At 64.3% G+C, this 13,235-nt stretch carries 15 protein-coding genes and 1 tRNA gene; 3 read left to right on the top strand and 13 right to left on the bottom strand.

Going from position 1 to position 13,235, the window contains the following annotated elements; all coding sequences use genetic code 11:
• Positions 1 to 14: 14 nt before the first annotated feature.
• Genes IVB23_RS20435 through IVB23_RS20450 form a run of 4 tightly spaced genes read right to left on the bottom strand, consistent with a single transcriptional unit; the run spans position 15 to position 3,113 of the window.
• Positions 15 to 422, bottom strand: coding sequence for a thiol-disulfide oxidoreductase DCC family protein (locus tag IVB23_RS20435; protein ID WP_061880112.1), 408 nt, complete (start codon positions 420 to 422; stop codon positions 15 to 17).
• The gene (locus IVB23_RS20440; RefSeq protein ID WP_247799811.1) at positions 422 to 1,741 is read right to left on the bottom strand and encodes an SDR family oxidoreductase; all 1,320 of its coding nucleotides are present in this window, start codon (positions 1,739 to 1,741) and stop codon (positions 422 to 424) included. The genes IVB23_RS20435 and IVB23_RS20440 overlap by 1 nt, the downstream gene beginning before the upstream one ends.
• Positions 1,742 to 1,749: 8 nt before the next feature.
• Entirely contained in the window at positions 1,750 to 2,217 is a 468-nt protein-coding gene (locus tag IVB23_RS20445; protein WP_061880110.1) for a DUF2269 domain-containing protein, read from the bottom strand.
• On the bottom strand, positions 2,214 to 3,113 hold the full coding sequence (locus tag IVB23_RS20450) for an alpha/beta fold hydrolase (protein WP_247799812.1): 900 nt from the start codon (positions 3,111 to 3,113) through the stop codon (positions 2,214 to 2,216). Before IVB23_RS20450 ends, IVB23_RS20445 begins: the two co-directional genes overlap by 4 nt.
• 267 nt (positions 3,114 to 3,380) lie before the next feature.
• Here IVB23_RS20450 and IVB23_RS20455 point away from each other — a divergent pair, with 267 nt between their 5' ends.
• Entirely contained in the window at positions 3,381 to 3,890 is a 510-nt protein-coding gene (locus IVB23_RS20455) for a GNAT family N-acetyltransferase (protein ID WP_247799813.1), read from the top strand.
• 178 nt (positions 3,891 to 4,068) lie between these two features.
• A complete protein-coding gene (gene ppa, locus IVB23_RS20460) occupies positions 4,069 to 4,605 on the top strand; it encodes an inorganic diphosphatase (RefSeq protein WP_028177050.1) in 537 nt (178 codons plus the stop codon).
• 134 nt (positions 4,606 to 4,739) lie between these two features.
• On the opposite strand, the gene folD is transcribed toward ppa, so the two are convergent.
• From folD to IVB23_RS20475, 3 genes are read right to left on the bottom strand one after another with little or no spacing between them, the layout of a single operon-like run.
• Entirely contained in the window at positions 4,740 to 5,624 is an 885-nt protein-coding gene (folD, locus tag IVB23_RS20465; RefSeq protein ID WP_247799814.1) for a bifunctional methylenetetrahydrofolate dehydrogenase/methenyltetrahydrofolate cyclohydrolase FolD, read from the bottom strand.
• A 10-nt stretch (positions 5,625 to 5,634) separates the two neighbouring features.
• The gene (locus IVB23_RS20470; RefSeq protein WP_247799815.1) at positions 5,635 to 5,979 is read right to left on the bottom strand and encodes a DUF167 domain-containing protein; all 345 of its coding nucleotides are present in this window, start codon (positions 5,977 to 5,979) and stop codon (positions 5,635 to 5,637) included.
• A 16-nt stretch (positions 5,980 to 5,995) separates the two neighbouring features.
• Entirely contained in the window at positions 5,996 to 6,286 is a 291-nt protein-coding gene (locus IVB23_RS20475; protein ID WP_028177047.1) for a YggT family protein, read from the bottom strand.
• A gap of 205 nt (positions 6,287 to 6,491) precedes the next feature.
• Here IVB23_RS20475 and IVB23_RS20480 point away from each other — a divergent pair.
• Positions 6,492 to 6,567: transfer RNA gene (locus tag IVB23_RS20480), tRNA-Ala, on the top strand.
• 111 nt (positions 6,568 to 6,678) lie between these two features.
• On the opposite strand, the gene IVB23_RS20485 is transcribed toward IVB23_RS20480, so the two are convergent.
• The 6 genes from IVB23_RS20485 to IVB23_RS20510 form a co-directional block, all read right to left on the bottom strand.
• Entirely contained in the window at positions 6,679 to 7,491 is an 813-nt protein-coding gene (locus IVB23_RS20485; RefSeq protein WP_247799816.1) for an enoyl-CoA hydratase, read from the bottom strand.
• A 98-nt stretch (positions 7,492 to 7,589) separates the two neighbouring features.
• Complete coding sequence (locus IVB23_RS20490; protein ID WP_061880106.1) at positions 7,590 to 8,384, bottom strand: glutamine amidotransferase; 795 nt, start codon at positions 8,382 to 8,384, stop codon at positions 7,590 to 7,592.
• A gap of 129 nt (positions 8,385 to 8,513) precedes the next feature.
• Positions 8,514 to 9,293 (bottom strand): SDR family oxidoreductase, encoded by a 780-nt coding sequence (locus tag IVB23_RS20495; RefSeq protein ID WP_197965067.1) that lies wholly within the window; start codon positions 9,291 to 9,293, stop codon positions 8,514 to 8,516.
• 222 nt (positions 9,294 to 9,515) lie between these two features.
• Positions 9,516 to 10,004: a TerB family tellurite resistance protein gene (locus tag IVB23_RS20500; RefSeq protein ID WP_247799817.1), complete on the bottom strand. Its 489-nt coding sequence runs from the start codon at positions 10,002 to 10,004 to the stop codon at positions 9,516 to 9,518.
• Between the two features lie 398 nt (positions 10,005 to 10,402).
• A complete protein-coding gene (locus tag IVB23_RS20505) occupies positions 10,403 to 11,812 on the bottom strand; it encodes an adenylate/guanylate cyclase domain-containing protein (protein ID WP_131870659.1) in 1,410 nt (469 codons plus the stop codon).
• A gap of 50 nt (positions 11,813 to 11,862) precedes the next feature.
• Positions 11,863 to 13,233 (bottom strand): cytochrome P450, encoded by a 1,371-nt coding sequence (locus tag IVB23_RS20510; RefSeq protein WP_247799818.1) that lies wholly within the window; start codon positions 13,231 to 13,233, stop codon positions 11,863 to 11,865.
• Positions 13,234 to 13,235: the final 2 nt, after the last annotated feature.

The following is a 13,235-nucleotide window of genomic DNA, read 5'->3' on the forward strand; positions in this document are numbered from 1 at the left end:
GCCGTCATTGCGAGCTATTCGATCACCCGCGCCCGCAGATCGGCATCAGGCACGAAGCAAGCATCGTACTTGCCGAAGATGCGATAGCGGTTGCGCGCGACGAGACTGTAGATCGGGTCCCGCAACGGCTTCGGCACGACGAATAATGCGCGCACCCAGCCCCAGCCGGGGAGTTGCGAAAGCACGGTCAGTGCCGCATCCGACTTCATGAACGCCTCGCCGCCGTGGACGACCGCGTTGGTGTCGGGATCATCCGGATCGATGCCGAACGTGCGCGCAAGCCGGGCCCCATAATCCGACTGGATCGGCGTGAACCGGAACCGTTTCGCCGTGTCGCGCCTGGCGACGAAGCGGACCCAGCGCGAGCAGAAGATGCAGACGCCGTCGAACAGGATCACGTCATCGTCGGGCCACTTGTTCATCAGCGATTGTCCAGCATGAGCAGCGCGACGAGCATCAGCACGATTGCCGGCCCCGTCTTCACCAGCGCGCCGAGCGGCTCGATCCAGAGGTCGGGAGTGAGGATCGCCGCGCCAACCATGTAGCCGAGCGAGGCGACGATGCCCGCGACCAGCCCGATCGCCGCGGTCCGGCGGAAGGCGATCAATACGCCGATGCCCATATCCATCAGGCTGGTGCCGATGGTGATGGGGTCGACGAGCGCGGGCGGGAAGTCATGCGCGCTCAAGATGCCGGCGGCGGCGCGGTAGGACACGAACAGGGCGATGAACCCCGAGACGATCCAGAATGCGACCAGGCTCGCGAAGATCAGCGCCTTGACCAGGAACAGCCGCGCGAACCATTTGTCCTGGATGGTGGCGGGACGGCGCCCTACCACATCCGTCAGCGTCTTCGGCGCGATGCCCGTGGCGGCGATCCAGGCCGCGGGATCGCCTCGCACGCCGCGGCGCAGTTCGGCGATGGCCGTGGAACGCATCGGCGGCATCCAGCCGAGATGATTGGCGAGATCGCCGATCTTCGCGCCGAGATCGAGCATGAAGCGCGGCATCGCGACACGCGGCCAGCCCGCCGTGCCGAACGCGACGCGAAACGGCGCGATGACCCCGGCCATCGTGACCGGTTCCGCCTGCATCAGGTCCCAGCTCACCGCCTTCACGGCGGCATCGTCGGCGTCGCGTGCGGCGAGCCAGGCGATGGTCGCCGAAATATCCTCGACCGCGACGGGCTGGAATGGCGTGGCCATTTCCTTTGCAGGCAAATCGACCGGGAAGGCGGCAAGCGCGCGGAGCATAGCGCTGCCGCCATAGGCTGTCGGCGCGACCACGAAGCCGGGCCGTAGGACGGCACGGGGAATGCCGGAAGCCACGATCAGGCGCTCGGCCTCGCGCTTGGTCGCGGCAAAGGCGGTGCGATCGGTCTCAGTGGTGCCGGGAATCGAGATCTGCACCAGCCGGATCGCGCGGCCGCTGCCGCCGATCGCCTGAAGCAGGCGCGCGACGAAATCGCGATGCACCGCGCTCGTGCTGCTGCCGGGACCATCCTGGAGAACGCCGAGGCAGTTCACCACGACATCGACGGCATGCTCGCCGAGGAGACGCATCAGCGCGGCCACATCGAGCGAGAGGATCGGCCGCTCGATGTCCAGCGCGCTCATTTTCTGCGCCGGCGACAGGCTGCGCGCCACGCCAACGACGCGAAATCCTCGCCCGCGCAGATCGTCGGTGACGAAGCGGCCGATCAGGCCGGAGGCGCCGAGCACCAAAATGGTTCGCTCACTCATCGCTTCTCTCAGAACGGTTTTGCGATCATCAGCCAGAGGATCAGCACGGTCGCCCCGAAACCGGGGAAGCCGAATGCGAACCAGCGGCGGAATAGCGCATGGTAGCGCTGCGGCAGCGCGCTGCGCTGAGCGGCGGCCTTGCGCGCGAGGTCGCGCATCTCGATCTGCATGAACACGACGGGAATCCAGAACAGGCCGGCGATAGCGTAGAGCGCCAGCGAAGCGAGCAACCAGCCTTCCGCAATCGACGTGGCAGACAACATCATCAACAGGCCGCCGCTGACCGGCTGGAGGATCACCGCCGACAGCGTGAAGATCGCATCCGCAATCACCACCACGGAAGCGGTACGCGCGATGAATTCCACGTCGTGCGTGCGATGCGCCATCAGCATGAAGAAGGCGATGCCGGTTCCTGTGCCGAGGATGACGATGGCGCCAAGCACATGGACGAACTTGACCAGGAAATACAGCGTCATGGCTTCTTGGTCGCCACAGGCTTGGGCGGGTTCAGCGCGCGTTCGAGCGCACTGCCTGCGGCTTTGACGCCGGCTTCGGTCTCGATCATCCAGTGGCCCTCGCTGCCGACGGCCGGCAGAAGGCGCAGGTCGGCGTTGCCGCCACTTCCGCGAAATGCATCTGCGAGCTTCTGGGAAAATGCGGGCGCGAAATAGCTGTCATTGGCGGCAACGATCCATGTGACGGGAATGCGCGCCGCCTTGCCGAACTCCGCCGCCGCGGCAAGCAGCGTATGCGGCGCGCAGACCCGGTTCGGCTCATCATTGGCATGGCCGCCGCGTCCCGGTGCAAACACTGTGATCGCAGAGATCGCCTTCGGATCGGCATTGGCGAGCGCCAGCGCACCCCATCCGCCGGCGGAATGGCCGATCACGATCGCGGCATCCTTGCGGATGAAATCCTGCTTTCGCAAGAAGCCCAGCGCGAGCGAAATCGCGTCGGCCGTTGCGCGGCCCGAGCGCACATAGTCGGCCTCGTCACATCCGCCCTGATCCTCGACATAGCGGCCGCCCGTCGCACCATGGCCGAGCCGCTCCGGCACCAGCACGGCAAAACCACGCGCGACGAGATAGGCGGCAAGCGGGCGATATTCCGGCTGCGGCATTTGCGCACGACGCAGCGCGTTCTGCGTCGAGGCGTGCGCGATCACCGCGAGTCGGAACGGACCCGGGCCCGGGGGACGAAACAGGAGGGCATGCGCGGCAAGGTCGGTATCCGGCGCGGGCACCCGCCACGCTTGCCTGCGAAACGGTTCGCTCTCCCCTCCCGAGGAGCCAAACGTGACCTCGGCGCACAGAGGGGACGCAGTCAGCAAGGCCAGCAGAAGCAGGAGCGCGATGGTATTGAGGAGCCGCATGAATTGGCCGAGGGCAAGCGCGAACAGCGCCAGCCAGATTAGTAGGAACGAATCAATTTCGGCCGACTTTCCGCGTTGCCATTGCCGTCCCCTCGCCGCCGAGACGTAGTTTTGCACCGATGCGCGGCACGCGGTTGCGGTTCGAGGCAGCGGCTTGTCCTCTTTCGGTACAACATGGTCGAAATACTGATGCAGAAAGTCCACAGGTTAACCGATAATTAACGATAGGTCTTGCCGCCGGCGCGGTGACTTGGTTTGATCGTGTCCATGAGCACAACCCTGATCGAGGTCCGGCCGGCCAAAGCTGCAGATGCAACTGCGGTGGCGTCCACTCATGACGAAGCCTGGCGCTCGGCCTATCAGGGCATCATTCCCGGCGCAGAGCTGGAAAAGCTGATCAACCGCCGCGGTCCGCAATGGTGGGACAGTGCGATCCGCAAGGGCAGCCGCGTCAGCGTGCTGGTGTTCGGTGACAAGATCGCGGGCTATGCGAATTACGGCCGCAACCGCGCCCGCAGCCTGCATTTCGACGGCGAGATCTACGAGCTTTACCTGCGACCGGAATTCCAGGGTCTCGGCTTCGGCCGCCGCCTGTTCGCTGCCGCCCGCCGCGACCTCATGCAGAGCGGGCTGAAGAGCATAGTGGTGTGGGCGCTCTCGGACAACGACCCTGCCACCGAGTTCTACCGCGCCCTGGGCGGCCGCATGGTGGCGCGCTCTTCCGAGCGATTCGGGCCGAAGGCGCTCGACAAGGTTGCCTTCGCTTGGACCAATTGAGCTGCTGAAATCCTACCCGGCAGCGTTTTCCGTCCGTCGATACCGTTGCCTTTCGAGCCGGTGATCGCCGGATTCATTATTTCACAAAAACGCGATGGATCAGCAGGCCAAGCCCGCGTATGACAGCGCCAAAATCGCTGCCGGGCGCGATCTCACCTCGGCAACAACGGAGCCTTGAATGCGTATCGATGCGGTCTCGATCGGGAAAAACGTACCACACGACGTCAATGTCATCATCGAGGTCCCCGTGGGCGGCGAACCGATCAAGTACGAGATGGACAAGGAGGCCGGCACGCTGGTGGTCGACCGCTTCCTCTACACGCCGATGCGTTACCCCGGCAACTACGGCTTCATCCCGCACACGCTGTCGGATGACGGCGATCCCTGCGACGTGCTGATCATCAACACCCGCGCCATCATTCCCGGCGCCGTCATGAGCGTGCGTCCGGTCGGCGTGCTGTTCATGGAAGACGAAGCCGGCGGCGACGAGAAGATCCTGGCGGTGCCGTCGTCCAAGCTCACGCAGCGCTATGACAAGGTGAAGAGCTATTCCGATCTGCCTGATATCACACTGCAGCAGATCCAGCACTTCTTCGAGCACTACAAGGATCTCGAAAAGGGCAAATGGGTGAAGATCCTGCGCTGGGGCGACGCTGAGGAAGCGCACAAGCTGATCCTCGAAGGCATCGAGCGCGAGAAGAAAAAGAAGGGCTAGGTTTCTGTGCCCCGGACGCGGCGCAGCGTGAAACGATGCGCTGCTGAGCCGGGGCCCAGTACAGTGGCGCCATGGGTCCCGGCTCGGCGTCGCGTCATTTCATGCCGCGCCGCGTCCGGGACACGAGAGTTTACTTACACCGCCGGTTTCGGCAGCCTTGCAATCGCACAGGCGGCCCGCAGCGTGTTCACCAGCAGGCACGCCACCGTCATCTGACCGACGCCGCCCGGTACCGGGGTGATTGCACCGGCCACGCCGAGCGCTTCCTGATAGGCGACGTCCCCGACGAGACGGGTCTTGCCGTCTTCCTTCGGGATGCGGTTGATGCCGACGTCGATCACGGTCGCGCCCGGCTTCAGCCAATCCCCGCGCACCATCTCGGGCTTGCCCACCGCGGCATAGACGAGGTCCGCCTTCTTCACGAGACGCGGCAGATCGCGCGAACGCGAATGCGCGATCGTGACTGTGGCGTTTTCATTCAACAGCAGCTGCACCAGCGGGCGGCCGACCAGGTTGGAGCGGCCGATGACGATGGCGTTCATGCCCTCGAGCGAGGCGTGCACGCTCTTCGTCAGGATGATGCAGCCGAGCGGCGTGCAGGGCGACAGCGCCTCGAAACCGCCGGCGAGCCGGCCGGCGTTGTTCGGATGCAGCCCATCGACGTCCTTGGCAGGGTCGATGGCGTTGATGACGGCTTCGGTGTTCAGCCCCTTCGGCAGCGGCAATTGCACGAGAATGCCGTGCACGGCCGGATCGCGGTTGAGCTTTGCGACCAGCGCCAGCAGATCTCCCTGCGAGACGTCGGCCGGCAGCTTGTGCTCGAACGAGGCCATGCCGGCGGCCTGGGTCTGGGTGTGCTTTGAGCGGACATAGACCTCACTGGCGGGGTCGTTGCCGACCAGGACGACCGCAAGGCCCGGCACCAGATTGTGCTCGCGCTTGACGCGGGCGACCTCCTCGGCGACCCGGGCGCGCAGCTCCGCGGCAATGATTTTTCCATCGATGATCTCAGCGGTCATGTCAGTTCCCTCAGTCGTTCGATTTGGCCGACACAAGCTGGCGCAGGGTTTCTCCGAGCCGCGCCGGATCGCCATCGATCGCGATCTGCTTCAGCCGTGAGGTGGCTCCGGATAGCAGCTTTACACTGGCCTTGGGAACGCCGAGCGATTTCGCCAGCAGCACCAGAACCGCCTTGTTGGCCTCGCCGCCATCGGCGATGGCGCGCACCCGCACCTTGAGCACGCTGCGGCCATCGGCCAATTGCTCGATCCCGTCGATGTCGTCGCGGCCGCCGCGCGGCGTCACCCGCAGCGCGATGCTGATTCCTGTGGCCGAGTAGCGCCAGGGTTCTTTATGAGCTTCCTTGGCAACCAAAGGCGCTCCAGCCTGCTCAGATCACATTCGGGTAGATGTAGTACAGGATCACCCGCTCGACGAACATGATGATCAGGATCAGGATGATCGGCGAGATGTCGAGACCGCCGAGGCTGGGCAGGAAATTGCGAATCGGCGCCAGCAGAGGCTCGGTGATCCGGTACAGGAACTCCGCCACCGCCGACACGAACTGGTTGCGGGTGTTCACCACGTTGAAGGCGATCAGCCAGGACAGGATCGCGGAGGCGATCAGCAGCCAGACGTAGAGGTCGAGCACGATGATGACGATGTCGAGAACGGCACGCATGGCTTATGAGGCCTCTGGCTTTTTGAAAACTCTGGCTCGGTCGGGATTGACGCCTTTTGCTAGATATCGGTTCCGTCAGGCCCAAACAAGGGAAGTTCGGGCACCGGAATGGCTAAAACCGGGTTACGCCCGTCCTTGACTTGACCTTGGCGGGGACTTAAATGGCGCCCGGTTGTCGGCCGCATTCACCAGAGCGGCCAGCAAAGGGGCCATAGCTCAGCTGGGAGAGCGCGTCGTTCGCAATGACGAGGTCGGCGGTTCGATCCCGCCTGGCTCCACCACGCTTCGCCCTTCGGGCTACGCGTGGCGCAGCCACGACGGAGCCCGAAGGGCGAAGCGTGGTGTCCGGCGAAGCCCGAAGGGCGAAGACGGACTGTCTCCGAATCCTTCCCCTACCTCCCCGTAAACCTCGGCGGCCGTTTCTCCATGAAGCTCGCCACGCCTTCCCTGAAATCACTCCCGTTCAACGCCACCATCATCTCCCGGTTGGCCTCGATCGTCGCCTCGGCAAGCGTCTGGAACGGGACCTCGTAGAGCTGACGCTTGATGACGGTCATCGCACTCGGCGAGACGAAATCGGCGAGATCGCGCGCATAGGCGTAGGTCTCCTCGCGCAGCTTCTCCGGCGGAGAGAGCCGGTTGACCAGCCCGATCCGCAAAGCTTCCTCGCTTGATACGCGCCGCGCCGAGAGCAACAGATCCAGCGCATTGGCGTGGCCGACGATCCGCGGCAGCATCCAGCTGATGCCGTGCTCGGCGATCAGGCCACGCCGCGCGAAGGCGGTGGTGAACACGGTGTTGTCGGCGGCAAAGCGCAGGTCGCAATACAGCGCGTGGACGAGGCCGATGCCCGCCGTGGCGCCATTGAGCATGGCGATCACAGGCTTCTTGATCGACGGATAATAGCCGTAGCGCGTCTGCCAATCCGGCCGGCGATTCATGTCGAAGGGCGGCAGGTTCGAGGCACGCCTGACGTCATCGGGGTCGAGCCCCTTCAGCGCATCCATGTCGGCGCCGGCACAGAAGGCGCGACCGGCGCCGGTGAGCACGATCACGCGGACATTGTCGTCGGCACTTGACGCTTCCATCGCGTGACGCACGTCGCTCTCCATGATCGGCGTCCACGCATTCATGCGATCAGGGCGATTGAGCGTGATGGTCGCGATCTTGTCGTTCACCTCATAGAGAATGTGTTCATAGGCCACGGCGCTCTCCCTTGTCGGCCGGCACGCGTTTGTGCGTGCTCGTTCGCAGTGAGCCTAGCATATCGAGGGAAGAGCCAAGGACTTGCGTGAAGGCGCGATCACTCGGCAGCTTGCGCCAGCATCGGCCGGCGCGCCAGCCAGCCATTGATGAAGTGATCGAGCCAGGCGCGTTCGGCGACGTCGTAGACGGCGCGATCCGCGAAATGATGATGCCGCTGCCGCGCACCGGGCGCGCTGAAGCCGTCATAGCCGCGCGTGGTCCAGCGATGCATCATCGCGTAGGTCACGTCGGGGTGAAACTGCACGCCGAATGCATTGCCGGCCCGGAACGCCTGCACCGGAAAATCGTCGCCTTCGGCGAGCAGCTCGGTGCCGACAGGCAGCTCAAATCCCTCGCGATGCCAGTGATAGACCTGCGCCGGCCAGTGCGGGCAAAGCGCATGGCCTGCGGCGGTCGGCCTGATCGGGTAGTACCCGATCTGCGTCAGCGCCTGCGCATGCGGCGCGACACGAGCCCCGAGTTGCATCGCCAGCATCTGCGCACCCAAGCAGATGCCGAGCAACGGGCGCTGCTCGCGGAGCGGAATTTCGATCCAGTCGATCTCGCGGCGGATGTAATCGTCGGGATCGTTGGCGCTCATCGGGCCGCCGAAGATCACGGCGCCGGCATGCCGATCGAGCGTCTCGGGCAGGGGATCGCCGAAGCGAGGACGGCGAATATCGAGGCGATGACCGAGCGCGCGCAGCGCATTGCCGACGCGCCCCGGTGTCGAGCATTCCTGATGCAGGACAATAAGAACCGGCTGCCGGGTTTCAGAGGCGGCGGCGCTCGGCGCCTTCCGTGGGAAGGCCACCACCTCTGCGCCACCAAACCTGTCCGTCCGGAACGACATGGCCTCTGCGAGTGCTATCGGTTCAGACCGCCAGCATAGCTAAGCGATGGTTAACATCGTGTGAGTTCGAGCACACACGCCCCGATCCTGAAGCAAGCTCCGGGCCACTACGGGGACTTCAGGATCTCTCTAGTGCCTCTGCCTCTGGAATCGGCTGGTGGCCGCCAGGATGAACCCGCGCGGGAAAAAACGCAGCGCGAATGGCACGATCTTGATACCCAGACCAGGCAGTACTGCCCGTTTGTTGGCCATCAGGCCGCGATACGCCTCCCGCGCAACTTCGGCGGCAGAGACGTTGAGAACGGCCGTATCATGTCCGGACCCAACGCCGGCGCGAGCCTGGAATTCGGTCGGCACCGGGCCCGGGCAAAGCACGGTGACGCGGACGCCGCGCGGTGCAAGCTCCGCCCGCAATGCTTCGGTCAAGGAGATCACATAGGCCTTGGACGCGTAGTAGACGGCCATGCCGGGGCCGGGGAGGAAACCGGCGACCGACCCGACATTGAGAAGACCGCCCTTGTTCCTGATGAGCTGATCGGCAAAGCGCAGCGACAGATCCGTCAGGGCCCGGACATTGACATCGACGATGCCGAGCTGCGCGATGCGATCGCGCTCGATGGCATCGCCGAACACACCGAAGCCGGCATTGTTGACGAGATGGTCGAGCTCGACGCCTTCGGCTGCAAGGGCTGCCGCGATCGTCTCGCCGGCATCCGCTTTCTCGAGATCGCAGGCGATCACGATCGGCTTCTTGCCGCCCTTGGCCGCGAGCTCGTTTGCGAGCGCTTCGAGCCGATCCGCCCGTCTCGCGGTCAATGCGAGGCGGTGTCCATTGGCGGCAAACACACGCGCCAGCTCCATCCCGATGCCCGCCGAAGCACCAGTAATCAACGTCACCCGCTCAGCCACGATGGAAGTCTCTTGAATTCAACTATTTTGGCCCCGCAACGGCGGAACGAGAGCATAGGCCGTGCGCAACAGGCAAGCGCCACTGGCAGCATGGCCGCTTGATCGGAACGACGGACAGTGGTGAAAAACCGTTGATTTGCAGGCGTATTCGGCGCCGGCGACGAACATATTAAACTTTCGTCATGTGTCCGTGCAGGCCGCGATTCGCGGGGTCCAGCGCCGTCAACCACCGACAGCGCTATCCTTGACCTGACCACCGGCACGCTCCGCGACCGCGTGCTTCAGCTCGATCCGGTCGCGCTGGGAAATCCCGAGCAGGTCGGAAGCACGCCAGACGACATTGTCCTCGAACTCGCTGACCTGGCCGTCGGCATAGACCAGCTCCCACATCATCCGGACGATGCGCTTGCGGCCCTCTTCGTCGAGTGAGCGCATGATGACGCTGGTGAAGTGATAAAGGTCTACCGCCTCGCCCTCGACCTGGGTGGCGTCCGCGATCAGACGATCCGCAGTGCCGCGATCGAGCCCGAAATGGCTTTCGATCAGGCTGTGCAGCTTGCGCTGCTCAGCCGCGCTCGGCTCGCCGTCCAGCGAGACCACATGGACCAGCAGTGCAGTGGCCGCCAGCCGATAATCGCTGTCGCCGAATGCGCGGTCCGAGGCTTCAGAACCGACAATATCGGCGATGAATTGACGTAAGCCGTCGAGCATAAGGTCCTACCGAGATCGATGACGGCCGCGAGGAGCGCGGCCGTGACCTGCATTATATGAGCGGGAAACCCAACCGGCGCAACGTGCGTCAGCTCCGGGCGCGTATTACGTTTCGGCAATCTGGGCGCGCTTTCTGCCGTCATGGCCGGGCTTGACCCGGCCATCCACGCGTCACCGCGAGGAAGGACGTGGATGCCCGGACCTTCCTCGCCGAAGCGGCTTCGGCCGCGCAGGCGGGACAAGCCCGTGCATGACGGTGGAGGATGTAAAGCGCTTTTGCCTCCCAATCGTCATTGCGAGCGCAGCGAAGCAATCCAGATTGCCGCCGCGGAGAGATTCTGGATTGCTTCGCTGCGCTCGCAATGACGGAGCTTGAGGCTGCGGCGCGGCCCACAAATTCACGGGATCTCGTACACCACCATCTTGTCGGCGATGCCACGGAGCGCGGCCTGTTTCTGGATCGGCTTGATCTCGCGCCGCTGGAGGAGTTCGGCCACCGCCGGCGCATCCGCTACCGGACCGGTGATGTGGATCTCCTGCGCGGTCGACAGGCTCTGCACGCGAGCGGCGATGTTGACGGTCTGACCGAAATAATCCTGCCGCTCGTTGAGCATGACCGCAAGGCAGGGGCCTTCGTGGATACCGATCTTGAGAATGAGGTCGTTCGCGCCGCGCTGCTTGTTCAATTCCTCCATCGCCGCGCGCATGTGCAGTCCCGCGATGATGGCGTGCTCGGGCCTGACGAAGGTCGCCATCACGGCATCGCCGATCGTCTTCACGACCGCACCCTTCTCGGCGGCGATGATCTCCAGCAGTGCGCGAAAGTGCGCCCGCACGAGATCGAAGGCATTGAGGTCGCCGACCCGCTCATATAGCGCCGTCGAGCCCTTCAGGTCGGTGAACAGGAATGTCAGGGACGTGATCTTCAGTCGCTGGTCGACATTGAGATTGTCGGCCTTGAAGACGTCGCGGAACGTCTGGTTGGACAGCATGCGCTTCGCGGTCAGGATCGGCTTGCGCTTGCCGATCATCTCATGCAGCGCGTCGGCGGCAATCCAGACCGAAGGCAACACGCGATTGTCCGACTGGTTCTCGAGCGTGAGACGCAACGGTCCGGGGCGCATCACGGTCGTCCCCGTCGGCGCCTCCAGCTTGTTGAACATGATCGAAAGCTGCTGACGCTCGCTCGTCGGCTCGCCCTGAACGTCCAGGAAATGGGCGGAATGGGTGACCGGCTCGAACACGATGATGAACTGGCTGGGCAAGTTTAGCGACAGGATCGCCTTCTCGCCGGCGGGCAATTCGAGTGCTTCGAGCGTCACTTCGTTGATCAGGCGGGAAAAGGATTCCTCGTTGATGTCGACGCCCGAGCTCCAGAACATCTGCCGCACATACTCCCAGATCGGCAACGTCTCGGGATCATGAGCACCGATGCGTCGGACCCGCGGACTGACGGTGAAGGCCACCTCGACCATCTCATCGACGGAGGCCTCGTATCCGGCGGCGCAGAGCGCGCAATTGTAGTCGTCGTGCTTCAGCGACTTCAACGTGGCGTGCGCGCCCAGCACGCCACCGCAACCGGGACACAGCACGTTCCAGCTCATGTCGAACAGGCCGAGCCGCGAGGCGTGCAGGAATCCGGAAATGACCTTCTCCTGGTCGAGCCCGGTACGATTGGCAAAATCCAGCGCATTGATCCGGTTGAGATCGCGGTCATGACCGTTGGCGATCAGTTGCGCTATGGCCTCCACGACAACGGGGTCGGCGGTCTGCTTCAAAACGGAGAACTGGGCCTGGATGTCGCTCATGGCGGGACTCTATCTAGGGTGGATCACGCCATCGGCCAGACGAGCGCCTGTCACCGACGCGTGATGCGGAACATGGGTGAGTGGTCCGGCTGGGTGGTGACGACGCCGAGCGGGATCACGGGATTCGCGGGGTCGGCAAGCTCGATGCGGAACGCTCCGATCAGCCGGGCCAGGGCCAGCACGGATTCGGCCTGAGCAAACGGCGCGCCGATGCAGACGCGCGGACCTGCGCCGAACGGCAGGTAGGCAAAACGGTCCGGCGCCTCCTTCGACATGAAGCGCTTTGGAACGAACGCGTTCGGCTGGTCCCACAGCTTCTCGTGCCGGTGCAGCAGCCAGGGCGCGATCATGATGATGTCGCCCTTGCCGATCTCGACGCCCGCCGCATTGTCCTTGTCGCGCGCGGCTCGCGCGACCAGGAAGGCGGGCGGATAGAGCCGCATGGTCTCGTCGATCACGGCGCGGGTGAATTTCTGGCGATCGATATCGGCCATGCTGTCGAGATGTTCGCCGCGGGTCTCGGATGCCACCTCCTCCTGCGTATCGGGATCGAGCGCGAGCAGATAGAGCGCCCAGAACAGCGCCGTCGCCGTGGTCTCGTGACCGGCGAGGATCATGGTCGCGACCTCGTCCACCAGCTGCTCGTCCGAGAAGCCCTTGCCGGTTTCGGGATCGCGTGCCTCGTCCATGAGATCGAACAGGTCGCGCGGCGGCGCGCCGTCCTTCTTGCCCATCGCGCGCCGTTCGGCGATCAGCATGGCGACGAACTCGGTCCAGCGCTTCCGGAAACGGGCGCGGGCAAAATCCATTGGACTGGGCCAGGACACCGGCAGCACCATGTCGAGGAAATAGGGACGCCCCAGCCGCGCGGCATATTCCATGATGAAGTTGCGCAGGGTCGCGCCGTGCCGGTCCATGCCGAACGAGAACATGGTGCGCCCGGCGATCTCGAGCGTCATGCGCTGCATGACCTCGCGCAAATCGATGTCCTCGCCCATGCGGGCATCCAGTTTCGCGATGGTCTCGTCGAGCACCGCCGTCATGTGCGGAACGAGATTCGCCGTGGCGCGCGGCGTGAAGGCCGGCGCGAGGGTGCGGCGCTGAAACGTCCAGGAATGACCTTCCGCGATCAGGAGGCCGTCGCCGAGCACCGGGCGCAGCATGCGGATGCCGGCCGGCGTGCGCGTGTAGTTCTCGTAGTTGCTGAGCAGAACGTGCCGGATCGCGTCCGGCTGGTTCAGAATGAAACTGTTGCGGAAGAAGAAGCGGCCCGGGATGACCTCCTCCTCATAGGCGCGCTGCCCCCAGGTCGCGATCATGTTCTGCCTGACAACCGCGAGACGGCCGAAGAATGACATGTCGTCGGGCGCACGCGGAGGAGCCGGAGGGATGATGGGCCGACGCACGCTGGCGAAGTTCATGG

The sequence above is a fragment of the Bradyrhizobium sp. 191 genome, assembly GCF_023100985.1.
Classification (GTDB): domain Bacteria; phylum Pseudomonadota; class Alphaproteobacteria; order Rhizobiales; family Xanthobacteraceae; genus Bradyrhizobium; species Bradyrhizobium diversitatis.